Origin of the sequence: Pseudoruegeria sp. SHC-113 (assembly GCF_025376885.1) — a bacterium.
In the GTDB taxonomy this organism is placed as follows: Bacteria; Pseudomonadota; Alphaproteobacteria; order Rhodobacterales; family Rhodobacteraceae; genus Pseudoruegeria.
Genome location: NZ_JAHUBR010000001.1, coordinates 961,188 through 986,492 on the forward strand (window position 1 = coordinate 961,188; position 25,305 = coordinate 986,492).

Sequence of the window (25,305 nt, forward strand, 5' to 3'; positions counted from 1 at the left end):
GAGGGCTTCGTGCGCATGCCCAATGCCGAGTTCGAGGAGATCGCGCATCGCTGAGTTGGTGCCGCAGGTAGTCTATATTGGTTGGCGACAGCAATAGCGCTTCAGAGTCTGGCCACCTTGCGCCTTAGACGAGCGGCTGCCTCTTCTCGATACATCTCTTCCCCCTGACGCCGCATCTCTCGGATCACCCCGTCAATCTTGATTTCAGCCGCCTTTAGCTGCGGGGGAGAAATGTGCACGTTAGCCTCATCGCCCGGTATCCCTCGAAACGAGGTCTCAGAAAGCATCGGTGTTCGATGAGCGAGGCGAGCCGGCTGCATTCGGACTAGGAGACCGTGGGGCCTGTTCGGTATCAGTTCATCCCGAAGGCGACGGTGCAGATCATCCGCGTCGTTTGCGCCGGTTGCGGTCTCCAGATATGCGGCAGCGATCTCGTGGGATAGGACCAGCTGCTCCGCGGACGCGCGCCTGTTCGCGTTGACGTCATCAATGCCTTTCTCGACGGCGCGGATCTCGTCCGTTAGCGCCTTTGCCAGTTCGGCTTCGACCGGCGCCGAGTCGACCTCTCCAACCGTGGCATTCGGATCAATCTCAATCTCCTTAAGGTCAGCGACCCGTAGCGCACTGACCGGACCGGTCGTAGTGGCAACACAGAAGCCGACTCTCTCGATCCCGTTGTTTCCGAGTGCCCCTGAAACACTGACACGCGCCATCCACCCCGCGTGCAAATCCGGGAGCTGTTCCAAGAGATGATCGAAGGCGGGAGCGCCGTAGGACGCGAACTCTAGCGTAGTCCGAACCTCAGGCGGAGGCCGATCAAGAAGTTCCCGTGATGCGGTGATATGAGAAACCCGTCCGTCCTCGTAACGAAGGGCGAAGATACCGGGATGTTCGGTCACGGAGAGAAGATGCGGGGCCACTTTTGCGAGGGAAGTCAGCGCGACATCAATGTCCGCCAACGAGACTGGGGCGGCGAAGTCGCCCGACCGCTCCCAGGCCCGGTAGAACTCCTGCAGCTCCTTTGGCGGAATCTCGAGGGCCTCAGCCGCCGCTTTGGATCGACGTAGCCGTTCGGCCGCTTCTGTCTCTATCCGCCGGAGCTCGTCGGCCGAGACACTAGGGTTCTCGAGGGCTCGGAAGTCTGCCTCGGTGACCGGCAGCAGTGCGATTTGTTGTGGGCCAACTATCAGGCCCGCCTCAGCGAGACGGGAGAGGAGTCGCCCGTAGACCCGCTCCTCCGCCGACCCGGCGTAAGCGTAGTTCGCGACGAAGATCTCATGATACTTCTGGCCGATCCGGTCGATGCGCCCGATCCGCTGCTCCACCTTCGCCGGGTTCCAAGGAAGGTCAAAGTTTATCAGCAGGTCTGCGGTCTGGAGATTCAGCCCTTCAGCCGCGGCGTCCGTACACAGCAGGACGTCGATATCCCCGCGGACGAAGCTTTGGGTGATCTCGAGGCGTGTGGTGCTGATCATCTTCCCAGCGGCAGGGTCGTAACGGCTGCCGCCCGCCCCGGAGAAGGTGCCGACCAGCGCGCTAGGCATCCGGGAGCGGAGCTCGTCGACCAAGTGATCAAGTGTGTCCTTGAAACGGGTGAAGACCACCGTCTGTCGAAACCGGCTGCCTTGGCGCCGCGCGTTCAACTCGGACAGGAGCCGGTCGAGCTTTGACGGCACACCGACTAACTCGTCGAGGCGATCCAATAGACCCCGAAGCGCCTCCTGCTCCCAAAGGAGGTCAGATTCGGTGCGCCCGTCCAGCAGAGCATCGACGGCGACCTCGTCCCCTTCATCATCCCCTTCGAATACGGCTTCTTCCAGCTCCTCGTTGGTAGGATTGAACCCGGCGTGCTGGTGGGCCCGAAGGGTGGCTTTCACCTTCTCTGTCCGCCGCTCCAGCGTCTTGCGGATCGCATGGAGGCTGGAAGCGAAACGGAGCCGAAGGAAGCTTAGATAGAAGCCGACGGAGGCGACGCGTCGCTGGTCCTCCTGGCGGGCGGAGGCCCGAACGCGGGTGTCGAGATCCCGACAGTATGCCTCGAGCGCGTCGTAGACGCGCCGCTCGGTCGGCGAGAAGTTGATCGGGTCGAGTGGACGCACATGCCTTTCGGCCAAGTTTGCGTTCAGCTTTCCGCTGTCCCGGTAGAGCCGCAGAAGGTCCCTAGTGTGACGCAACATGACGCGCGAGAGCGGGGCGGCCGCGCGCAGAACCCGGGCGATAAGTCGCCAGTCCCCGGCAGGGAACGGGCGCGCTTCCTCCACCCAACGGGCCACGGTCCGCTGATCTGCTGGCGAACGGTAAGCGCTCATAATGAATGTCCAGTACTCCGGGTCGAGCAGCTTGATCTCGAGAATGGCGCGGCGCAGGAACTCCAGCGTCGCGTCGGAGATCCGGCCCCGGCCCCGAACGAATTCCTGGACCGCCTCGTAGTACTGTCGCGAGATGTCGTCATCGAGCCCGAAGCTCCCGACCCGTCCCGTGAGCCGCATCAGGTCGAACGCCTCCTGCATCGCGAGCTGCATTGGGGTCGCCGTCGCGAGTAGAAGGGCGCGAGCTTTCGGGCGGATCACCTCATCTATGAGTGAGTAGAGCTGGTTCTGCCGGTGCACCGCACGCGCATAATGGGCCTCGTCCACGAGGGCGATATCCCACCCCTTGGCACCCCGGACCTCGCTGCGCCTAGTCCTGTGCGTCAGCAAGCCGGTTGAGGCGATCACCAGGTTCGGGGCGAGAAGGCCCCCTTCGGAAACCTCGACCGGGTTCGAGTCCTCGTCGAGGCGTTCATGGCTCATTCGCCCCCGCGGGGCCGTCCGGGCGAAATCGAGCAGAAACTTCGACTTCATCTCGCGCTGCCATTGTCGCGTCAGCGAGGCAGGGGAAGCAATCAGCACCCTCGAGGCGATGCCGGACAGGGTAAGGGACCGGATCGCAAGGCCCGCCTCGATCGTTTTCCCGAGCCCCACCTCGTCGCACATCAGGAAGCTGTGCGGCCAGGAATTGACCAGGCGGCGGGCGACGAAGGCTTGGTGCGGCCAAGGGACAACCGGTGCGGTCTCGATGCCGACGAACCGCCCGCCTGGCAAGCACGGCCCGTCCTTGATCAGGCGCCACCGAAGATAATCGATCGGGGCGAGCGCGGCGAACGGGCTTTCTGGATCCTTCGGCGGAGTGGGTGCCTCCGTCCCGTCGATCTCCTTCGGCTCGATCACGTCCCGTCCCATTCGGACCAAACGCGCCTTGACCGCCTCTGGCAAATCCATGACGCGGATCCCCTCGCTCCCATGACGCCAGAGGTGATCGAAATCTTTCAGAGCTTTTCCAGTCTGGCGACGGCTCCGTTCATCCCACCACGAACAATGCAGCAGGACGTTCTCGGCGTTGATCGACAGGGCTGTCTTTGACTCGTTCAGGGACCCGTCAATCCGGATCACGTTTCCCTCACCGTCCACGAACACGGCCCATTTCTCGTGAACGTACCCGTCGGCCGTGGACTCGACGGAGAGCGGATCGCCGGTTTCCTTGTGAACCCGAAAGGCCACCTTCACCTCGAGGAGCCCCTTGGAAACCAAATAGGCGAACAGGTCGACGCCCCGGACCGTCTCCGCGCTCCAGGACCCGTCATTCTCAAGGGCGGCCGTCAGGTGTGCGACAAGCGCCTCATCAGCACCCCGCAGCGCCGCCTTCACGTCTTCCGCGTCCAGATCGCAACCGACCAGGAAGCGGGCCTTCGCCCCGTTGCGAGCGAAGGCGGTGAACCCCTGAGAGGCGGCCGCGAGGGACGAGGACCGGAAGTACCCGGCGACCCGGTCATAGCGGACCGACCGCTCCAAGGCCGGGATATAGAACTCCTTCAGGATATCGGTCGCGGGCTCGCCGGGACGGATCTCTGACGTCCGGTACTCGTCCCGCCACTCGACGTCCCGGAAGGACGCCGGCGTCTCTTTCGCGCCGGCTGCTTCTGTCACTGCGCGTCCCCGAAGCTCTCAAGGGCAAAGCGCACCCAGTCGACCTCTTTCTGGAGACGCTCATCCCCGATCTCGGCCCGGTAAACCTCCAGCAAGTCTCGCAGCAGTTGCGCCTGCGGCAGACAGTGCTTCTCGAAGTAGGCCCGGACTAGAACGTCCTCCCCTTGCCGATAGGCGGCGATCAGACCGTGCAGCCGGTCCCAAGCAGTCTGGGGTTTTTCAATGCGCGCAGGGGCCCGCTCTTCCGGTGCCGCAAGGCGCACCTTCGAACCCGACTTCACGAGGGGCGCGGCATAGGTCGCCCCGGACTGCTGGGTCGCAAGGCCCACTCGGCGATCGGCAACGGTATAGTTCCCGCTCTTCCCTTCGATCGCGACGTTCAGGGCGTTTGCGAGGTTCCGCGCGTCGTCGAAGGCGAACTCGGCCGTGCCGAATGCGCCGAGGATGGTGAGCGCGACGCCGGTCTCCGTGTCCAGCTCATCGACCGAGAGGCGACCCTGCGTGATCCGGGTGATCTGGTGCGCTGCCACGACGGCGCTGGCGGCGGTCATCGCCTGAACCGGAGAGACCACATCATCCCCGTCATACACTGGCCAACGCTCCGACAGGACCTGAAGCGCCCGCCCGAAGCTGGCGATCATCTCATCGACCGGGCTGAGGTTCAGACGGTCGAACTCGGCTAGGCCGTCTCGAACTGCCGCGCGGATCCGGGCGGCGACCCCGGTCCCACCGATCCCCTGCCAGGCGGCCGGTTCTGCGTCCTCATCGACCCGCTTGCGGCAGGTGATGAAGATGGTCGAAGCGGCAGCCGCCAAGTTCATTTGGTGTGTTGAGTAGCCAAATTCCGACTCAACTGGCATGCAGGCGGTGATGACCCAACCCGACTCGATCAGGGACCGCGTCAGGGTCTCCCACGCCTCCTGCTTCTTGTGTGTAAACATCAAGGTCATGACGCCATCATCACTGAGGACACGGCGGCACTCGGCGAAAATCTCGCCCATCATGCGCTCATAAGCGGCTTTGGCTTTCTTCGCTGATCCATCGCGCGCAGGGTTCGCGACGGCCTCTTCTTTCTTATTCACGAAGCGGCGCGAGAAAAGCTCGGGATAGACATCGCGAAGGCCGCGTTTCTGCCAGACGTAGTAGAAGTCCGAGAGTTCGCCGTATTGAACGTTGTCGTAGTAGGGCGGATCGAAGCAGACGAGATCGACCGAGCCGGACGCGACCGGCGCCATATTTCCTGCCGAACCGTTCAGGACGGTCAGGGGCAGAGTTCCATCCTGAGCCCGGTGAACCGTGAGTGCCAGATCAGCAATCCCCTTATACGCATCGATCACTTGGGAAAGCGCCCACCTGAGACCACTCGCAGGCCCAGAGTACGGCATCTCGCCGTAAGTCCACTTCAGCGAAAAGTCATGACGGCTGAAAGTCCCGGAAACCGATGTTCGCTGAGGGATCCAACGTGTCTGCCGGCTATTGTAGTCGACAAACTTGTCCACCATGAACTGCAGGTAAGTAATGACAGCATTTCCGCGAGCCTCGCCGAGCGATGCGCGGATCTCAGGCTGCAGGCTCCGAAATCGTTCAATCATAGTGAGATGGCCCAGGAGCTGCCGAGGTGCAAATAGATCGCTCCAACGCTTCATTCCGTAGCGCAATGGTTCGCTTGTCTTTGAGCCCGTTGGGATGGCTTCTGTAGGGATCAAGTCAGACGATTCCCAGCGGCCCCAATTATCAACCAAGCGGCCTTGAGCTCGTTCCAAAGCAGCGATGTCAAACTCCGTTGCCGCACGGAAGAACTTTACTTTCTCAGTCTTTACTTCGCCCGTGCGATCTCCTGAAGCATACCGTTGAGGGCGACCGCGAGCATCCATCTTCGGTTGGAAGCGCACCGCTTGGACCGCATAAACGCGGTCCCACCAATCACCGTGACGGCTTTCCCCATTCGCTTGTGCCTTGATCTCATCCCCGGAGATCGCCTGTCGACAATGGACACACTGCCCAATGCCGCGCGTAACGGTAGAGCCGTCAGGGTCTTCTCCATTTGGACCTTTACCGCCCTTCACTTCGTAAGTTTCGAAAGATACGGTTTTGTCTCCGTGAGGGACGATCCTGACGCCCCACTGATCGCTCCCTGACTTGGCCAGCCATTGGCTGTTCATCAACGGCGCTTCTCCGCCACAAGAGGGACATCTTACCATTCGGCAGTAGAGGATCCCGTTCTGGTCATGCTCCGTTTGGCCATAGACGCGCATCAGCTCCGGATCTCCGCGCACGACTCGCTCAAGCTTCTGACGCTCGGCCTCAGGCAACGGTGAGCGCGGGGTGACGTCGAGCATCTCCGCCTCGACCTCGGAAACCAGTCGATCGCCCCATTTCTGAATGTCGTTCAGCAGTTCGGGGCCGAACCGAGCCGGAAAGTCGAGGGTCGCATGCAGGATCGTGGTCGCGACCGGGTTCAGCTCGTTGGCAATCACGGTGTGTCCAAGGCGCAGCGCCTCGAACGGAATGCTGCCTCCCCCGGCAGTCGCGTCCAGAACCGTCAACCCGGTCGGCCGGTATTCCGGAGAGTTCGCATAGGCGCGGTTGTAGGCGTAAAGGTCCTCCGGGTCCCAACGAATGGTCTCGCCCAGCGCCTTCTTCACTCGGTCGAGTTTGGCGAAAGCGACGCGGTCGTTGACATGCGCCGGGTCAGCCGCGCGCTCTTCAACGCGGAGCCGGGTGCCTTCCGCCGGAAGTGGCAACCGAAACGCTGCGGAATCCCGCTCCCAACGGATCACGACAGGATCGCGGGAAAACGCCGGATCATAGGAGGTCAGGCGGTCGATGATCTCCCGGTTCCGCTCGCGCCGTTCGACCTCTGCATCCAGGAACTTCATTCCCTTCTCGTCCAGAAGAAGGGACTCGCCTGAAGCGGTCCGGCGCACATGCGCCAGCGGCTTCCCGACAAGGGTCCATTCCTGGTCGCCGACGATCGCGACTTTCTTCATGATTCCGAGGTCCCGGACGAAGGCTTCTGGATCGGCATCGGACCCGAGGAGGGACGCCTGGATAGCCGCTCGAGACGGGATCAGGGGGCGTCGCGCCCACCAGACGTGGAGGAAGTAGAGGGGTGGCAGGGCCGAGCTGGACCCGCGCTCTCGTTGCGTTTCCGCGCCCACCTGGTGACACGGGAAGCCGCTCTCCATGAGCCGCAGGTCGTTCGACAAATCCTTCATACCATTCCTTCTTTCTTCTTCATTGGCGCGCGCGCAGCTTGGTGAGCATGGTGTCGACCTCAGTGTCAGGTCCCTTCCCCTGCCCACACAGCATCACCCGAAGTCCGGATACGGCCCACCGGTTGGCGACCGGCCCATAATGCGTGATCCGGGAGAACCAGTAGACGGCCTCCTCCCGCGAAAAGGTGGCGACGCGCCGTGACAGCAGTTCCGACCGATCAAGGTCGCTCAGGCGCTCTTGAAGCTTGAAGATGATCCCGAGCTTCGCGCCGGCCTCTTCATCGAGAACCAGGGTCCTATGTGTGCGCATCCCTTCCTCGGACAGGAAGGCGTCGACCTCTAGCGGAACGTCATTTTCGTTTCGGGCCCGGGACGCGATCGCTCGGACGACCGGCAGGAGGCGGCGGAGGCTGTCCCCATGCAGTCGGCCGCGGTCCTGAAGATGTCCGGTCCGCGCATCCCCCTCATCCCCGTCACGGGCCCGCCGTTCCTTGATCACGAGGACAGGCGGAGGAACGTCGTTGTGACGCGTGATCCGCAACGCGAAGGGCGCCGCAGAGAGGTGCCCCTCGTGCAGCGCCTTGTAGAGTTCCGCATGTCTGTGCGGACGCCCTTTCTTGGCCATCATTCAGCGCCTTTCTTGAGCTCTGCCACCAAGGCGCACTCATCATCCGGATGTTCAATTTCGATCGACGCAAATGTGTCGGCATCGACCCGGCCAACGGTCATCACGGTTTCGAACAATTCATCCAGTGCTTTCAGGCTTTCTGGTGTTGCGCCTGAAATCTTGAGGTCGATCGATGCTCCTCCGGGTACCTTGAGGGCCTGGACCCTGAGGTCATCCACTGTCGATTTAGTGCCATTGGCGCCCACACGACCGAGACGCTTGACCAAAGGCAGAAGAACCCTCGGTGCGTCTCCTTCTTCTTCGATCAGAAGGGTCTGGGGCGCGCTCGCGAGCCAGCCGCGCCTCGCAGCTTCAGCCCGGACAATCAGCACATCATCGGGGCGCGGGGGACGGATGGTCGCTTCGACACCTTCACGAAAGCCGTTTGGCTTTTCTTGCTGCGCCGGCTCGCCATCGTGAATGAGGTATCGGTCCTGCGCGATCACCTTGGGGATAACGTTCAGGACGTCCGCGTCTGTCACGGCCTCAGATTTCTCTTTGACCTTCTCTACGATGTCGGAGACGCGGGTTTCAGTGGCAAGCCGCGCCACCTCTGCTGCCCATTCCCTGATCTTGTCTTCGGACGGCTTCTCACCCTTGATCCAGCCGCGGGCTCGGGCCTTCGCCACCTGAATGATAGACCACCCATCGGCAGAGAGATCGACGTTCAGCGGGACCTGGTTTTGCGCGTCGTAAATCTCGTCAGGCCGATCGCTCTTGGCGTCGGTGAAGCGGAACAAGCACCAGACACCTCGCTCTACACCTGCGGAGATTACGCGGTTCAAGACGCTTGGGTTTTCTAGAATTGGCCAGCGCCGTTGCTGCGCGAACGCGTCCCGGATCCCGTTGACGGTTGGTGTATCCCCGCCAAGGCCGAAGAAGAGCTGCGAGAGGCCACGAACGATCTCCATGGTGGCTGCCCGATCCGTCTCGATTACCTCTCCGTCCTTGCGTAAGATCTCCTTGACCTGCTCGGCAACCGGGGCACCCCCTTCACCGCCAGCAACCCGAATCTCTCGGATCGCGATGCCGTCGGACCCCGGATATACAAGCCGGGTGTAGCTCTTGCTTACCGCAACGTTTAGGTCGTTCCGGGCCCGCGCTCGGCGGCCTTGGAAATCGTCATCAAGTTGCCGGAGAGTGAGTCCATAGGCGCCGGGGTCGGCGGCGAGCTTCTCCATAGCCCGGACATCTCGCGCCAGCTCAAGGAGCCTGTCTAGGCTCTGTTGCGCCCGCTGGTCGCCGAACATCCCATCACTGTCCCGGTCTGTCGGAACAGTGTTGGGGATCAGAAGCGCCACATGGTTCTGAGATATCCTCGGCTGTCCGTTCCCCACCGTTTGAATGAAATCGTCGACGACTATGCGCGGGGCGTCGACCCGAACGATCCCGATCGAGGGGCGACGGGGGGACTCAGCCATGTCTTGTGGGGCGGTCACGTCTTCTCGAACCTCGAAGATTCCGTTCTGGTTAGTGATCACCTTCCGAGACGCCTCGAGGATAAGCCGCAAAGCGTCATCCCGTTTCACCCCCTCACGGATGTCGCTGAGGGCCCGGTTGATGGTCGGGTCGGTGTTCGCAAAGAACTTTCCCCCATCCTCTCGCAGATAATAGGCGTGCTTCTGAATTGCCTCGAGGGCGGTCTTCACAGCGGTTGCGGGCAGCCCCGGCATCAGTACGGAGAGGAGGGCGTCTGCCTCGTTGATCCCAAACAGGTTGTTGGACACCCCACCGGCGCGGCCAACCAGGCTGTTCACCAGAACGACGCGCCAAGTCATCTCGTGGTATGGAACCCCAGACGGGAGCGGGTTGGCGGCGTCGCGCATCTGAGCTCGGCTCCGGTTCGAGGCGAGCGCATCTGACTGAGGCCCCCCGACGTCGGTGTTGAGGACGATCTGCATATCGCCCGCCTTGAGACGACTTCCCACGATCTCGTCCGCCATCAGCCGGTCCGAGAAGTCGAGATGCCCCACATGGATCATTGGGGCGTACGGCCGCTTCTGCCAGAGGAGCCTGATCGCCAGCGTCATAACCCGCAGAACCCCGCGAGTTCCCTGAAACGTTTCGATCGAAGCGAGCTTTTCGTTCAGGAACCGCAGGAAAGTCGGGTGGAAGGGGTAGCTAGCCCGGATCCGGTCCGCATAGTCGGTCTGTTTCGCCTCTGAAGGCAGGTCGGCCGGTGAGCTGGCGTAAAGAGCGGCATAAGCCTCCGCGGCCCTTTCTGCTGCTTCGGGATCGATGTGCGAAAACAGTCGGCGGGCGAGAACCCGGGCGAGCTCGCTCTGTGGGACTGGCTTAATTGGTAGCGCATCACGCGCAACGACGCTCTCGGTCTCGCCGACGGCGCGCGCGGCCCGTTGCGCAGCCTCCTCCGGGGCGACCTCGGACCCTGTGATCCGAGTAAGTTCGGTTCCAAGGCTCTCGCTTTGGCGGGCGAAAGCGTCCGATGAGCTGGCAAGGGAGATCACGACCGCGATGCCGGATGCGGACCGGGCGAAGGTCGACAAGGACATGAGGAAGGCAGCCACTTGTGTTGCGCCCTTTCCCGGATGCGCTGCCTCGAACCGCGCGACATACTGTGCAAGCTCGTCGATAAGGATAATCACCTTACGCCCGTCGAGTACCCGTTTGAAGAAGTCCTTGCCGGGCGCTGCAACCGAGGTGGCGTCCCCTTCTAATTCCCTGTAGAGCGTCTCACCTCCCACCTGCATTGCAAGCTCGCCCCAGAGGGTATGGGGGATGAGCGCGGCACCGGACGGCTTATTCACAGAGAGAACGTCTCCCGCGATCGCTACGACGTCCACGGCGCCCGGCGCAGGCAGCGGCAGGCCCGGAAAGAGGGGGTCAACGAGCTCGCGAATCTCCGTTCCACATTTGGCGCAGTGGACCAGCCCGATCAGGGAGTGGGTCTTCCCACCACCAAACCCGGTCTCAAGACGGGTGATCGCGCTCGCCGTGGTGTCTCCAGCGACCCTCAGGAAGACGGTGGACAATAGGTCGCGCATCCCGCTCGTGGGGTATGTCGCCTCTCCGAAGAAGACAGAGGCATCAGTGTAGGGGGTCTCCGCAACACTTTGACCTGCATAGCTATCCATCACCTGGTTCAGGCTCGCAGTGAAAAGCTCTGGGTTGAAAGTCCCCTTGATAATATCCGCACGCGGGGTGCAACTGTCATAGAGGGACAACAGTCCATTGGTATTGTTTTCCGAGTTCGTCATCCGCCAAAGCCCCCTATCCTCACTGTTCTCATTTCTTGGCGCCAATCCGCCGTGCCGTGCTTAGTCGGCTGCCGCTTTTCTGACTGCTGGGTATGGCTGCCATTACATCGCCACGATTTATCAAGATGATTTGTTGGTTTTGAGGTGTACGTGCGCTCGGATCAGTGTCGAGACCGAGGCGCTTTAAAGCGTAGTAGAGCAATGCGCGTCGGACCTTTATCTTGGCCTTTCCGCCGCGCATGCCGTAGTCGAGAGCGATGACCTTCGCCTGTGTTTCTGAGAGCTCGGGGTGGGGCCCAACTTCCAGAGTAACCTCACAATGCCAGTCGCAATCTTCGTCGGCCGATGTATCGCTCTCCCTTGATCCGCGGATGTCGAGAATTCGTGAAAGCAGGAAGTCCTTGAAGCATTCGTCAGTCAGGCAATACGCCCGGGCGTGCCAGCGGAACCCGTCGAAGGCGATGGCGTGGGGCGCGATCCAGCGCCAGCTCGGCTCGGGGCGGGACAGACTTTGGTATTTTACCTCGATCGCTTCCGACCGGCGAATGGCGCCAACGACTGATCGGAGCGTTGCAGGATTGACGCCACGCACCGGCGTCGGTGCGGATGCAAACGGCGGAAGCTCCGTGATCCAGGCGTCGTCACGGTCAAGGATGCCATCGGCGACCGAACGCAGCTGGGCCAGATACTTGCTGGCGTCGGGTTCGCTGAAATGGGCCTTGAAGTCTGGCGTGCGGACATAGGTCCGGGCGCTCTTGTCATAGACCATGTTGTCGGGCGCCAGGCCGATGTAGCGATTCAGGTCGGCCGACGCCTGGTTCACCGAAACTCCGAACTGATCCATCAGGTCGCTGCGGTTCACGCGCCCCTCCCAAAACAGGCGGAACTCGATGAACTCGAGCCGTTGCTCGACGCCCCAGCGAAGCTCCGCCTTGCTGTCTTCCACATCACTCTCCCGGCTTGGCCGATGCGCATGGTAACTATGCGCGCACATTTTCTGTGCTTGAGGGGATGCTAGCGGAGTGGTTGAGCGCAGGCAATCGCAAATCGCGTATCGAGATGAAATTGGCGGCAGCCTGTCGGTTCACGTAAGCCTATGCCATCAAGCCGTTTTTTTGGCTACTCTGCGCGTCAGCCACAGAAGGAAAGATTTCGTGTCCAACAAGCAGAACGGGGAAAGCATAGGGTCAAATGGCTCCCACCAGAGCGGATCAGGTGAAGATGAAACCGGCCGGAGTGAGTCGGGAAACGCCAATCGCGACTCAATCGACCGCCTGAAAGCAGAACTTGGTCGTGCGTTTTCTGCTCCCGAGGAGGAATACAAGCCGTTGACCGTTTCCGATGTGATCGCCCGAAATCGCGAATGACCATATCAGCGTGCTCGAATTGACCTCCCCCGGTTTGTGGGGTCTCCGAGCCGGGGGAGGCGGGCAGCCAGAGGGCAAACGCAGTCATCCTGCGAAGTCAAGTTCCGCGACCTGGTCTCGTGTCTTGCCCAGAAGCATGGCGCGTTCGAATGCCAGGATGTCTTCCAGCCGATACACCACGCGTCCGCCGATTTTCATGTACACTGGACCTTCGCAGGCCCACCGCCAGCGCTCAAGCGTTCGATGACTGATCCTCCAACGCGCCGCCAATTCCTTCTGGTTCAAGCAAGTCGGTTGCATGTGTTACTCCTTTCGCACAACTCGGTTTTGTTGCTCGCAAACCAAGGCGTGAATGGAAAAACGAGTAAAGTCAGAAGTTTGCGCGAATTGCACATGCGGACCAAACCTTCGGAGAGTTCGCGAGTATCAGACAACACCCGCCTCGATTCCTCGATTTGTCATCGGCCACTGGTGGCTACGTTGAGACGGGATTTTCGGTATTCCGTCCCCTCCGCCACTATCACCCTTTCGAACCCGTCGCACAAAAACTGCGCGTCCATCAGCTGACGCGGTTCTCCTACTACATCGTGGCGCCGCCTGGCTGGGAAGAGCGCGTGCGGGGCAAGGACTGGCCCGCGCTCATGCAGCTGCCCTGGATCGGCACGCCACCGGCGTCGGTACACAACCGGCTGCTGACACCAATCTTCGCGCGGCACGGGCAGGCCCCGAAGATCGTGGCCACGGTGGATCAGGAGCTTTCGATGCTCGCCATGGTGCAATCGGGTGTGGGCTTAAGCCTGTGTCGGGATTCACTGGCGCTCTACCAGCGGCAGGCCAACGGGCTGGCCATCGCCGATCAGGTGGAGATCGAAACCTCGCTCAGTTTCCTGTCGCTTGAAGCCCGGCGCGGCGATCCGCGGATCGAGGCCGTCTGCGCTGCGATCTCGCGCATCTGGCCCGCCCGCCCCTGAACAACGTGGCCCGGCTCATTTGCCTTTCTTGATGTAGGCGGCAACCAGATCAGCCTCGCGCCGGTCTACCCGCGCCCGGCCATGACGTTCGCCGCGTAGGGCGTGAGCCGTTTGTCCCTTTCGCGCTGGGCGACTTCCTGCACCTTGCGCCAGAGCACCGGCAGGGCCGGGTGGCCCACGCGGTTGGCGAGCCGCATCATCGCCCATGTGCCGTCGATGCCCAGATCCACCGGGATTTCGGCCAAAAGCCCCAGCGCCAGCATGTTGCGCACGCAGCCGCGCGTGGTGAGCAGGATCAGATCGCTCTCGGCCACCGCGTCGCGCAGCAGGGCGATGTTGTGGGAGTTCACGGCGATCCGCGCCCGCCCGTCGGGCGCTGGCGCAAGGCGGGCGGTGAAATCGGAGATCACATCGGCGGGCAGGTGGGTCGTTGCGAAGTGGTAGCTGGCCAGATCCTCGATGCGGGGTTTTAAGAGCGAGAGCATCGGGTGGCCGGGGCGGCAGAATGCGCCACCGGCCTGTGCGGGGAGGTCCAGCCGCTGCAGGCGGGCATCTGAGGGCGGAAGATCGCGCGTGTCGCCGATCAGCAGGTCGATCTCTTCCTTTTCGAGCATCGGCACGAGCTGGGTTGTTTCCGCGACCCTTACGTCCAGCGCGATCCCCGGGTGTGCATTGTGAAATTCAGCCACGATGGGGCCGCCGAGGCTGGTGGAGAACACCGCCGTCATGCCGACTCGCAGGGTGCCCGACTCACCGCTGGCCAAGTTGTTGATCTCTTGCTCAAGGTTGCGGGCCTCAAACAGCAGCTTGCCGATCCGCTCCAGCAGCGTTTCACCCATAGGGGTAAGCCGCACCGGGCGCTTGCTGCGCTCCACGAGCTGCAACCCGACGCGTGTCTCCAAGGCCTTGATCGAGTTGGACAAAGCGGGCTGCGTTATGTTCGCCTGTTCGGCGGCCAGCGCGAAGCTGCCGGTTTCAGCCAGAAGTTGTAGGTGGTGGAGCTGGGAGATGTTGAGCATGGTGCGACGTTGTCTGAAATATTATTAAAACCATGAATGATAACCTTCAAAAAGTAAACTGGACTGAATGATTTGCTCTGGCTAACCCTTCCCTGCCAGAAGGAGCTCCGCCGCGCGGGGACAGGGAGAGAGACAGACCATGAAAATCTTTAAAACCGCTGCCACAGTTGCGGCCTTGGCTGCTGGATTTGCCGCGCCGGCCTTTTCGGAGACGGTGCTGAAACTGGCCACCGCCGCGCCTGAGAAAACCCCTTGGGGCGCGCAGGTGATGCGGCTGGCAGAAGCCGTGGCTGCCGAAAGCGAAGGCCGCCTGCGCATCGAGCCTTACTTCAATTCCCAGCTTGGCACCGAGAACGACACGCTCGCCCAGCTGGCGCGGGGCCGCATCGAGATGGGGCTCTTCACCGTGAACGCGGGCGCCCAGCAGGCGCCGGAAATCGGCCTGATGCAGCTCTACGGGATCTACGACAGCAACGATCAGCGCGCCTGCGTGCAGGACAACCACCTGACCGACGAGATCCGCGCCCGCCTCGGGGAGAAGGGCGTCTACTTCGGCGCCTGGGCCGAGGTCGGCAATGGTTACCTGATGTCGGACCGCGCGCTGACCAGCGTGGAAGATCTGCGCGGGCTGAAGGTTGGCATCTCGGTGAACCGCATCAACACCGAATACTGGAAGGCCATGGGCGCGAACCCCGTGCCGATCAGCCCCGGCGAGGCCGCCTCGGCTGCCTCCACCGGCCTGATCGATCTCTACCCGACCGTCTACACCTTCTTCGTGCCGTCCGGGCTGAACAAGGTTTATCCGATCGTCAACGAGTACAACTACTCCACCGGCCCGGCGATGTGGGCCATGAGCCAGCGCGTGCTGGACCGCCTGAGCGCCGAGGATCAGGAGGCGGTGAAGCGCGCCTTTGCGCAATTCAACTCCGCCGATGTGATGGCCGAGATCTTTGCCTTCGAGGACGTGCTGCGCGGCCTGCACACCAAGAGCGGCGGCCAGATTGTGGATCTGACGCCGGAGCAGATTGAAGGCTTCCGTGAAAAGCTCCCCCCGTTCTGGGAGGCGATGGCTGCGGATTACGGCGACGATGGCGCTGCGATCCTCAAACTTGTGCAAGACGGCAAGGCCGCCTGCGGCAGCTAGGCTGCACAGCCGGGCGCGCGCTCATCTCTGCCCTCGCGCGCCCGGCACCTATTTCTTTCGCCCGACAGCAAGCCAACCCGCGAGCCGCGCATGAACGCCTCTTCCCAATCCCCTTCCAGCCACGCCGCCCCGCCTGCGGTGCAGCGCTTTCTGGCCCGCTGGCAGATGGTGGAGCGCTGGGTGGCGGTGCTGGCCTTCACCGGTATCGGGGCGCTGATCTTCGCCGATGTCGCCGGGCGCGAGCTGATCGGCCCGCTGGCGGATTTTCTGGGCATCGAGATGGGCGCTACCGGCGTCTATGGCGCGCGCAAGATCTCGCTGCACCTGCTTGTGATCGGGGCCTTCGCGGGCCTTGGCGTGAGCGTGGCCACCGGCACACAGATCGTGCCGCGCGTGGCCTTCGGCTGGGTGCCAGCCGCCTGGGAGGCCGCGGTCACGCGCCTCGGTAACCTCGTGAGCGCGGCCTTTCTTGGGGCTGTCACCTATTACGCCATCGTCTTTGTCGCCTCCTCGCGGGAGATCGGCACGGTGATCCCCGGCCTCGACTGGCCGGCGTGGATCATCCAGTCCTTCATGCCCATCGGCTTTGCCTCGGCTGCCCTGCGCTACCTCGCCTTCGCCATCTGGCCGGGCGTTGCCCCCCAGCTTGAGGAGATCCCGGAATGAGCGCGCTCGGCCTGTGCCTTCTCGTGCTGGTGTTGCTGATCCTGCGCCAGCCGCTCACCATCCTGCTGATCGCCGCCATCGGCTATGTGCATCTCGTCTGGGGGCATGGCTACCTTGATTACATCGTCGAGGACATGTGGACCTCGCTCAACAAGGAGCTGATCCTCTCGGTGCCGCTGTTCCTGCTCTGCGGGGCGGTGATGAGCAAGGGCAGCTCCGCCAAGCGGCTGGTGCGCATCATCCGGGCGCTCACCGCACCAACACGGGGCGGGCTGGGCGTGGCGACGATTGTCTCCTGCGCGGTGTTCGCCGCGATCTCCGGCTCCTCCATCGTGACGATGATCGCCGTGGGCTCGGTGCTTTATCCGGCTATGCAGGAAGCCGGCTATACCAAGCGCTATGCGCTGGGCTCGGTGGTGGCCGGGGGCACGCTGGGCATCATCATCCCGCCCTCAATCCCGCTGATCCTTTACGGGCTCGTCACCGAAACCTCCGTGGTGGATCTTTTCCTCGCCGGGCTTCTGCCGGGGCTTCTGCTGATCGTGCTGATGATCCTTTACGGCATCTGGGCCAACCGCCACCAGCCGGCGCAGAAGATGGATTGGGCCGAACTGCGCGCCGCGCTGAAAAGTGGCATCTGGGCGGCCTTCTTCCCGGTGATCCTGCTGGGCGGTATCTACTCGGGCTTCTATTCGCCCACCGAAAGCGCGGCCGTGGCGCTTGTCTATGCGCTGCTGATCGAATTCTTTGTGCATCGCGAGATGAATTTGCGCGGCTATTTCGACGTGGTGACGGAAACCGCCAAACTCGGCGGCGCGCTGTTTCCGTTGATCGCGGTGGCGCTGTCGCTGAACCTGATTCTCACGGAGTACCGCGTCCCGGCGCAGATGGTGGAGCTGACGCAGGGCTATATCGACAACCCTTGGGCCTTCCTGATCCTCGTCAACCTGCTGCTGCTGGCGGTTGGCGCCTTCATGACGACGAACGAGGCGATCCTGATCCTTGCGCCGATCCTAATGCCGGTGGCCGCCTCCTACGGGTTCGATCCGATCCATTTCGGGATCATCATGATCGTGAACCTCGAAATCGGCTACCTCACCCCGCCTGTGGGCATGAACCTGATGGTGGCCATGATCACATTCCGGGAGAAATTCTCCGATCTCGTCATGGCGGTGCTGCCCTATATCGCGCTGATGATCGTCGGCCTTGCGATCATCGCCCTCGTGCCCTGGCTTTCGCTTGCCCTTCTGTAACCCTTCGCCCCGTTTCCCCGTTTCAAGGAGCCTCGCCATGCAGGCGCATCTCAAAACCCCCTCCGCCCAAGACACGGCCCGGCTGCGCTCGCAGGTGAGCGTGCCCAAGCTCTTGGAATGCGGGGACGTGGCCCATTGGTGGTGCACCCATATCGCCGAGGTGATGCCCACGGCGGTGATCCCCAGCGCGCAGGCCGCCGCGCCGCTTCCCGTGGCGAAGAATGATGCGTTGCTGGACGTGCAGGCCGACACCGCGCTGGGCCACCTGTCTTTGCGCGACTTCCTCGCCCACCCCGAAAGCGGCGCGCGCGGCTTTCTCGTGGTGCACAAGGGTCAGATCGTCTGCGAGGAATACCCCGATCTGCGCCCCGATCAGCCGCACCTCTGGGCCTCCTGCGCCAAACCAATGGCGGGGCTGATGATCGAGCACCTCATCGAGGCGGGCCAGCTTTCGGAGCAGGACACGCTGGGCCAGCACATCGCCGCCCTGCGCGAAACCGACTGGGCCGAAGTGCGGGTGATCGACGTGCTGGACATGACTCCGGGCATGGACTGCGAGGAGAACGAGGCCACCCGGTCTGACCCCCGCTCCAACGCCATCCGCGCCTTTCTGGCGGAGTTCAACATGCCCTATGAGGGCCGTGTGGAGAGCCTGCTGGAGGTGCTGCAATCCAGCCGCAAGGTTTCCGAGCCGGGGCGGAAGTTTGAATACGGCTCGCCCTGCACGCAGGTTCTGGTGCTTCTGGCCGAAGCGGTGAGCGGCCTGCCCTGGGCCGAGCTGTTCCGCCAGCAGGTCTGGGCGCATCTGCGCACCGAAGGCCCTTTGCAGATGCACCTCACCCCCGATGGAACCCCGCTGGCCCATGGAGTCGTCTCAAGCACCCTGCGCGACATGGCCCGCTTCGCGATGCTTTACACGCCCAGCTGGAACAAGGTCGCGGCGCAGCTGGTGGTGAGCGCGGACACGCTCGCCCGCATCCGCGCCGTGGCACGTGGCAAGGCGTTCTTTCAGGCGGGCTACGATGGCCCCGTCTTCACCGAGCGGCTGGGCGATGACACCATGCTCGGCAACGCCCGTCAGTGGGATTGCATCTGGCCCGATGGCGATCTCTACAAGGGCGGTTTTATGGATCAGGGCCTCTATGCTTCGCCTGAGCGGGATTTCGTGATCTGTTACTTCTCCACGACGCCCGAGATGAAAACCACGCGCTACCTGCGCCCGCTTGCCACCTCCGGCCTGCTCGGCTGAGCGGCTCTGCGACAGAAGGAGACAGCGATGAACGCCCCCGTCAAACGCCTCGACATGACCCTAGAGGATCGCCTCAACCAGCAGGAAGGCTGGGTCTATATGACAGGCATGCAGGCGCTCGTGCGCTTGCCGATCCAGCAGATCCGCCGCGACCGCGCGGCCGGGATGAACACCGGCGGCTATATCTCGGGCTACCGCGGATCGCCCGTTGGCACCTACGACATGACGCTGCAACAGGCCGCCGCAGCGTTGAAGGAGCACAATGTGGTGTTCCAGCCCGGCGTGAACGAGGATCTCGCCGCCACCGCCACGTGGGGCGCGCAGCAGGTGGGGCTGTTTCCCGGCGCGACGGTGGAGGGGGTGTTCTCCATCTGGTACGGCAAGGCGCCGGGGATGGACCGCTCGATGGATCCGCTGCGCCACGCCAACCTTGCGGGCACCAACCCGAAGGGCGGCACGCTCCTGCTGGTGGGCGATGACCACGGCGCGAAATCCTCGACGCTGGCCTGCTACTCCGATCTCAACTTCGCCTCGCTCGGCATGCCGCTGCTGGCCCCGGCCAACGCGCAGGACGTGCTGGATTTCGGCCTGCACGGCATCGCCATGAGCCGCTATTCCGGCACGCTCACGGGGCTGAAGCTCGTGACGGATGTGGTGGAGGGCGGCGGCTCTGTCCATGTCGGCCCCGAGAGCCCGGCGATCACCATGCCTGAGGACACCGGCGTGGACACCGGGATCAAGCCTTTCGTGCCGATGCTGGAGCAGGAGCGCATCCTGTGGGACGTGAAGCTCAAGAAGGTCATGGCCTATGCGCGGGCCAACGGGCTCAATCAGGTCAGCGGCGCGGCGAAAGCGAAGATCGGCATCGTCGCCGCCGGCAAGGCCTGGCAGGATCTCAACCAGGCGCTGGCGGGCATGAGCTATGCGGACGGGCGCATCGGCGCGACCGAGGTGAAGCTGATGAAGGTCGGCATGGTCTGGCCGCTGGACCCGGACGCCATGCGCGCCTTCGCCCGGGGGCTCGATACGCTCATCGTCGTGGAGGAAAAGCGCCCGCTGCTGGAGGATCAGATCCGCGCCGCGCTCTATGGCTCTGACGCCGCGCCGCGCATCATTGGCAAGGCTTTCGCGGGCAGCGCCTATAGCGCGGCGGGGGCAGACACGGCCTTCCCGGCCTACGGCGAGATCGATCCGAACCTGATCACCCGCGTGATCGCGCGGGCTGCGGGCGAGGCCGATCCCGCAAGCAACATCGCGCTGCCCAACCAGTCCGGCGAGCCGCCGCAGCTGGGGGCAGGGGGCGTGATCCGGCCGCCCTCCTTCTGCGCGGGCTGCCCCCATGGGCGCTCCACGCAGGTGATCGAGGGCAGCCGCGCGCTGGCGGGCATCGGCTGCCACACGATGGCGATGCTACGCAATCCGGTGCAGACGAACTCCGTCAGCCACATGGGCGGCGAGGGCGTGATGTGGCTGGGGCAGTTCCCCTTCACCCGGGAAGAACATGTCTTCGCCAATATGGGCGATGGCACCTATTTCCACTCCGGCCTGCTGGCGATCCGCGCCGCCGTGGCCGCGAAGGCACCGATCACCTACAAGCTCCTGCACAACGGCTTTGTCTCCATGACGGGCGGGCAGGGGCATGATGGCGAGGTCTCGCCGGAAAGCATGGTGGCCCAGCTGCGCGCCGAAGGGGTGGAGCGCATCGCACTAGTGGCCGATGAGCCGGAGAACTACACCGGCAAGGATCTGGGCACCGGCGTCACGCTGCATGAACGCGGCGAACTTGAGAGCGTGCAGCGGGATCTGCGTGGCTTTCCCGGCGTGAGCGTGCTGATCTACGATCAACCCTGCGCCACCGAGCGCCGCCGCCTGCGAAAGCGCGGCAAATGGGCCGATCCCGACAAGCGCGCCTTCATCAACCCCGCCGTTTGCGAAGGCTGCGGCGATTGCTCCACTGTCTCGGCCTGCATGGCCATCGAACCGCTGGAAACCGAATACGGCCGAAAGCGCCAGATCAACCAATCCTCCTGCAACAAGGATTTCTCCTGCGTGGAGGGCTTCTGCCCCTCCTTCGTGACCGTCAGAGGCGCGACCCCGCGCAAGGCGCAAACCGGCGGCAAGGCGGTGGACGCAAGCCACCTGCCCAGCCCTGCGATCCCGGTGGTCGAGGGCTCGTGGTCCATCCTCGTCTCGGGCATCGGCGGCGCTGGCGTGGTGACGGTGGGCCAGACGCTGGCCGTGGCCGCCCATGCCGATGGCTATTACTCCTCCAACCTCGACATCACCGGGCTCGCACAGAAATACGGCGCGGTGCACAGCCACATCAAGATCGCCGCCAGCCCGGCGCAGATGCGCGCAACCCGCATCGCCATGGGCGAGGCCGACGCGCTGATCGGCTGCGATCTGGTGGTGGCGGCGGGTGACGAGGCGCTCTCGCGCCTGAACGTCGGCGCGGCCGTGGCGGTGACGGACACGACGGTTGTGCCGACCTCGGCCTTCTCGGCCAACCCGGACTGGCAGCTGAACGGGGCCGAGCAGGTCGAACGCCTCACCCGCCTGCTGGGCACCCGCGCGCAGGCGATGGACGCGCAGGCGCTGGCCGAGGCGGTGATGGGCGATCGTGTCTTTGCCAATATGGTGCTGATGGGCGCGGCCTGGCAGCAGGGGGGCATCCCGCTCTCGCTGGCCGCCATCCACCGTGCGATCGAACTGAACGGCGTGGCCGTGGCGGCGAACCTGAAAGCCTTCGATCTGGGCCGCATCGCGCAGGCTGAGCCCGAGGCCGCTGCGGCCCTCATGGGCAAGGGCGCGCCAGTGGATCTGGCCGCGCACCGCGAAGTGCCGTTGGCCGATCTCATCCAGCGCCGCACCGTCGATCTGACCGCTTATCAGGATGCCGCCTTCGCCGCCCGCTACACCGCCATGCTCGACAAGGTGCAGGCGGCGGGGCTTCCCGAAGCCGCCATCCGCGCCGTGGCCAAGGGCTACTATAAGCTGATGGCCGTGAAGGACGAATGGGAGGTTGCGCGGCTCTACACAAGGCCTGCGTTCCGCGCCGAACTGGATGCGGCTTTCGACGGCGAGAAGGAGCTGACTTTCTACTTCGGCGCATGGCCCTTCGGCGGCACTGATCCCAAGACGGGCAATCCGGTGAAAGGCGCCGTGAAGGGGCGCACCGCGCTGCGGGCGTTTGCCTTGCTGAACCGTCTGCGCCGCTTGCGCGGCACCCGGTTTGATCCGTTCCGCAACAGCGAGGAGGCCCGGCTGGGGCGCGACCTGCTGGCGCTCTATGAGGACGACATCGCCTTCGCGCTCAGCCATTGGTCGCCTGCCTCTGCCGAGACCCTGAGCGAGCTTCTCGATCTGCCCGAACACATCCGCGGCTACGGACATGTGCGCGCGCGCCACGCGGAGGCGGCGGCCAAGCGCCGCGCCGAGCTGCGCGCCCGCGTACTCGATCCCGAAACCGCCGCTGCCTGACAAAGGACCAACCTATGAAACTGCGTTCTGACAAGGTCACCCAGGGTGACATCAATACCGGTGTGCGCGCGCTCTGGCGGGCCACGGGCACCGGCGAGGGCGATTTCGGCAAGCCGATCATCGGCATCGCCAACAGCTTCACCGAGATGGTGCCGGGCCATGTGCACCTGCAGCCGCTGGGGCGGCTTGTCGCGAAAGAGATCAAGGCCGCCGGTGGTGTGGCCAAGGAGTTCAACACCATCGCCGTGGATGACGGCATCGCCATGGGCCACGAGGGCATGATGTATTCGCTGCCCTCCCGCGAGCTGATCGCGGACGCAGTGGAATACATGGCCAACGCCCATGCCATCGACGCGCTGATCTGCCTGAGCAATTGCGACAAGATCACCCCGGCGATGCTGATGGCCGCCAACCGGCTGAACATCCCGACGATCTTCGTCTCCGGCGGGCCGATGGAAAGCGGCCAGATGCAGTATCGCGGCAAGCTCAAGCGCATCGACGCGATCGACACGATCTACGTGGCCGGGGCCGCCGATGCCACCCGCGAGGAGATCCAGACCGTCGAGGAAAATGCCTGCCCCACCTGCGGCTCCTGCGCGCTGATGGGGACGGCGAACTCGATGAACTGCCTGACCGAGAGCCTTGGGATCGCGCTGCCGGGCAACGGCACCATCGTCGCCACCCACACCGACCGCAAGCAGCTCTTCGTGGACGCCGCCCACCGCATCGTGGCGATGGCGAAGGCCCATTACGGCGAAGGCGATACAAGCGTTCTGCCGCGCTCGATCTGCTCGCGCGAAGGGCTTGAGAACGCCGTGCGCGTCTCCATGGCCATCGGCGGCTCCACCAACACGATCCTGCATCTGCTCGCCATCGCGCAGGAAAGCGGCGTGCCCTTCACCATCGACGATTTCGACCGCATCAGCCGCGAAACCCCCTGCCTGTGCAAGGTCTCGCCCACTGCCGAGGAGGTCTTCATCGAAGACATGCACCGCGCCGGCGGTGTGATGGGCGTGGTGGCAGAGCTGAACCGCGCCGGGCTTCTGCACAAGGATCAGCCGACCGCGCAGGGCTGCTCCATCGGAGAACTCGCCGCGCGCTGGGACATCTGCAACCCGGAAAACCTTGAAGCCCGCCGCCTCTATAGCGCTGGCCCCGGCGGCATCCGCTCCATCGCGGCCTTCTCGCAGTCCAGCCGCTTCGGCGAGTCGGACGGCAACCGCGAGACCGGTGTGATCCGCGATGCCGATCACGCCTTCACCAAGGAGGGCGGGCTGGCCGTGCTGCGCGGCAATCTCGCGCCGGACTCCTGCGTGGTGAAAAGCGCGGGCGTGCCGGAGAAGATCATGCAGTTCCGGGGCACGGCCATCGTAACCGAAAGCATGGAAGAGGCTTTGGAGAAGATCCAGAACGGCACCGTTGGCGAGGGCCATGTGGTGGTGATCCGCTACGAAGGCCCGCGCGGCGGGCCCGGCATGCGCGAGATGCTCACCCCCACCGGGATGCTCAAGGCGCGCGGACTGGGCGACAAGGCCGCACTCATCACCGATGGCCGCTTCTCCGGGGCCACCTCGGGGCTGTCGGTGGGCCATGTCTCGCCGGAAGCGGCCTCCGGTGGGCCAATCGCGCTGGTGCGGGATGGCGATCCGATCGTCTTTGATATTCCCGCGCGCAGTGTGCGGCTGGAGGTCAGTGAGGAAGAGCTTGAAAAGCGCCGCGCCGAAGAGCTGGCCCGTGGGGCGGCCGCCTTTACGCCCCGCGCACGCGTTCGGGATGTTTCGACCTCCCTGCGCATCTACGGGCTGATGGCAGCCTCTGCCGACAAGGGCGGCGCGCGCGATGTGGAGCGGCTCGCCGCTCTGGAGCAATTCGCCAAGACGCTCTGAGAACGACCAGGAACAGGAAAGGCCCGCCGCCATGCCGACATTCGATTTCGTCCCCGCCTCCACCGAGGATTTCCGCCGCCGCGCCGAGCGCCGCCTGCCGCGTTTCCTGTTCGACTATGTCGATGGCGGGGCCTATGGCGAGCGCACGCTGGCCGCCAATGAGGCCGGTTTTGCCCGGATCGGGCTACACCAGCGGGTGATGCGCGATGTTTCGGCCTGCGACATGGCCACTGCGCTGGCCGGGCAGGCGGCGGCGCTGCCGGTGGCCCTTGCGCCCGTTGGCATGGCCGGGATGCTGGCACAGCGCGGCGAGGTGCAGGCCAAGCGCGCGGCCGATGCGGCCGGGGTGCCTTTCACGCTCTCCACCGTGTCGATCTGTTCGATGGAGGAGGTCGCGGCGGTGTCCGAGGTGCCCTTCTGGTTCCAGCTCTACATGCTGCGGGATCGCGCCGTGGTGCAGGAGCTGTTGGAGCGCGCCTGGGGCCTTGGGGTGCGCACGCTGCTGTTCACGGTGGATCTGGCTGTGGTGGGCGCGCGCTATCGCGATGTGAGGAACGGCATCGCGGGCGGGGCCTCGAGGCTGGCCCGCCTGCGCGCTGGGCCGGTGGATTTCGCCGCCCATCCGCGCTGGCTCTGGGACGTGGCGCTCAAGGGCAAGCCGCACGGCTTTGGCAACCTCTCCACCTATGTGCCCAACGCCACCAACCCGCAGGCCTATCGCGGCTGGGTGGAGAGTCAGTTCGATGCCTCCGTCACCTGGGAGGACATCCGCTGGCTGCGCGATCAGTGGAAAGGGCGGCTCGTGATCAAGGGCGTGTTGAACGGCGAGGATGCGAAAGCCGCTGTGGAAGCGGGGGCCGATGGCGTGATTGTCTCCAACCACGGCGGGCGGCAGTTGGATGGTGTTGCTGCTTCAATCGAGGCGCTGCCCGAGGTTGTGGCCGAAGTGGGCGAGGCTTGCGAGGTTCTGATGGATGGCGGCGTGCGCAGCGGGCTCGACGTGCTGCGGGCGGTCTCGCTCGGGGCGAAAGGCGTGCTCATTGGGCGGCCCTGGGCCTGGGCGATGGGCGCGGGCGGGGAGGCGGCTGTTTCGGCGCTTCTGAAAACATGGCAGGGCGAGATGCGCGTGGCCATGGCGCTGACCGGCATCCAGAGCCTTGCGGAGGCCGGCCCCGGCCTGCTGCGCCCCGCCACCGCTTAAG

Annotated in this window: 16 protein-coding genes; 9 read left to right on the forward strand and 7 right to left on the reverse strand. The window is 63.9% G+C overall.

The genetic code is table 11. From position 1 onward, the window contains the following. Positions 1-101: 101 nt before the first annotated feature. Genes KVX96_RS04835 through KVX96_RS04855 form a run of 5 tightly spaced genes read right to left on the reverse strand, consistent with a single transcriptional unit; the run spans position 102 to position 12,014 of the window. Entirely contained in the window at positions 102-3,965 is a 3,864-nt protein-coding gene (locus tag KVX96_RS04835) for a helicase-related protein (protein ID WP_261193159.1), read from the reverse strand. Then, positions 3,962-7,183, reverse strand: a complete 3,222-nt coding sequence (locus tag KVX96_RS04840; protein ID WP_261193160.1) for a DUF1156 domain-containing protein — start codon at positions 7,181-7,183, stop codon at positions 3,962-3,964. The genes KVX96_RS04835 and KVX96_RS04840 overlap by 4 nt, the downstream gene beginning before the upstream one ends. Before the next feature lie 19 nt (positions 7,184-7,202). Further along, positions 7,203-7,811 (reverse strand): hypothetical protein, encoded by a 609-nt coding sequence (locus tag KVX96_RS04845; protein ID WP_261193161.1) that lies wholly within the window; start codon positions 7,809-7,811, stop codon positions 7,203-7,205. Next, a complete protein-coding gene (locus KVX96_RS04850; RefSeq protein WP_261193162.1) occupies positions 7,808-11,068 on the reverse strand; it encodes an ATP-binding protein in 3,261 nt (1,086 codons plus the stop codon). Before KVX96_RS04850 ends, KVX96_RS04845 begins: the two co-directional genes overlap by 4 nt. A gap of 28 nt (positions 11,069-11,096) precedes the next feature. Further along, positions 11,097-12,014, reverse strand: coding sequence for a WYL domain-containing protein (locus KVX96_RS04855; protein WP_261193163.1), 918 nt, complete (start codon positions 12,012-12,014; stop codon positions 11,097-11,099). Between the two features lie 76 nt (positions 12,015-12,090). Here KVX96_RS04855 and KVX96_RS04860 point away from each other — a divergent pair, with 76 nt between their 5' ends. Beyond that, positions 12,091-12,435, forward strand: coding sequence for a hypothetical protein (locus KVX96_RS04860; RefSeq protein WP_261193164.1), 345 nt, complete (start codon positions 12,091-12,093; stop codon positions 12,433-12,435). 84 nt (positions 12,436-12,519) lie between these two features. On the opposite strand, the gene KVX96_RS04865 is transcribed toward KVX96_RS04860, so the two are convergent. Further along, positions 12,520-12,720, reverse strand: a complete 201-nt coding sequence (locus KVX96_RS04865; RefSeq protein WP_261193165.1) for a helix-turn-helix transcriptional regulator — start codon at positions 12,718-12,720, stop codon at positions 12,520-12,522. Between the two features lie 170 nt (positions 12,721-12,890). Here KVX96_RS04865 and KVX96_RS04870 point away from each other — a divergent pair, with 170 nt between their 5' ends. Further along, the gene (locus KVX96_RS04870; RefSeq protein ID WP_261193166.1) at positions 12,891-13,406 is read left to right on the forward strand and encodes a LysR substrate-binding domain-containing protein; all 516 of its coding nucleotides are present in this window, start codon (positions 12,891-12,893) and stop codon (positions 13,404-13,406) included. A gap of 65 nt (positions 13,407-13,471) precedes the next feature. Here the strand turns inward: KVX96_RS04870 and KVX96_RS04875 are convergent, their stop codons facing one another. After that, complete coding sequence (locus tag KVX96_RS04875; RefSeq protein ID WP_261193167.1) at positions 13,472-14,425, reverse strand: LysR family transcriptional regulator; 954 nt, start codon at positions 14,423-14,425, stop codon at positions 13,472-13,474. Positions 14,426-14,564: 139 nt separating this feature from the next. Between KVX96_RS04875 and KVX96_RS04880 the strand changes: the two genes are divergently transcribed. The 7 genes from KVX96_RS04880 (at position 14,565) to KVX96_RS04910 (ending at position 25,304) form a co-directional block, all read left to right on the forward strand. Next, positions 14,565-15,569, forward strand: coding sequence for a TRAP transporter substrate-binding protein (locus KVX96_RS04880; protein WP_261193168.1), 1,005 nt, complete (start codon positions 14,565-14,567; stop codon positions 15,567-15,569). A 90-nt stretch (positions 15,570-15,659) separates the two neighbouring features. After that, positions 15,660-16,235, forward strand: coding sequence for a TRAP transporter small permease (locus KVX96_RS04885; protein ID WP_261193169.1), 576 nt, complete (start codon positions 15,660-15,662; stop codon positions 16,233-16,235). Next, positions 16,232-17,488: a TRAP transporter large permease gene (locus KVX96_RS04890; RefSeq protein WP_261193171.1), complete on the forward strand. Its 1,257-nt coding sequence runs from the start codon at positions 16,232-16,234 to the stop codon at positions 17,486-17,488. The genes KVX96_RS04885 and KVX96_RS04890 overlap by 4 nt, the downstream gene beginning before the upstream one ends. A 37-nt stretch (positions 17,489-17,525) precedes the next feature. Then, positions 17,526-18,737, forward strand: a complete 1,212-nt coding sequence (locus tag KVX96_RS04895) for a serine hydrolase domain-containing protein (RefSeq protein WP_261193173.1) — start codon at positions 17,526-17,528, stop codon at positions 18,735-18,737. 27 nt (positions 18,738-18,764) lie between these two features. After that, positions 18,765-22,217, forward strand: a complete 3,453-nt coding sequence (locus KVX96_RS04900) for an indolepyruvate ferredoxin oxidoreductase family protein (RefSeq protein ID WP_261193175.1) — start codon at positions 18,765-18,767, stop codon at positions 22,215-22,217. Between the two features lie 14 nt (positions 22,218-22,231). Then, positions 22,232-24,103 (forward strand): dihydroxy-acid dehydratase, encoded by a 1,872-nt coding sequence (ilvD, locus tag KVX96_RS04905; RefSeq protein ID WP_261193177.1) that lies wholly within the window; start codon positions 22,232-22,234, stop codon positions 24,101-24,103. A gap of 31 nt (positions 24,104-24,134) precedes the next feature. Then, entirely contained in the window at positions 24,135-25,304 is a 1,170-nt protein-coding gene (locus KVX96_RS04910; RefSeq protein WP_261193179.1) for an L-lactate dehydrogenase, read from the forward strand. Position 25,305 lies beyond the last annotated feature (1 nt).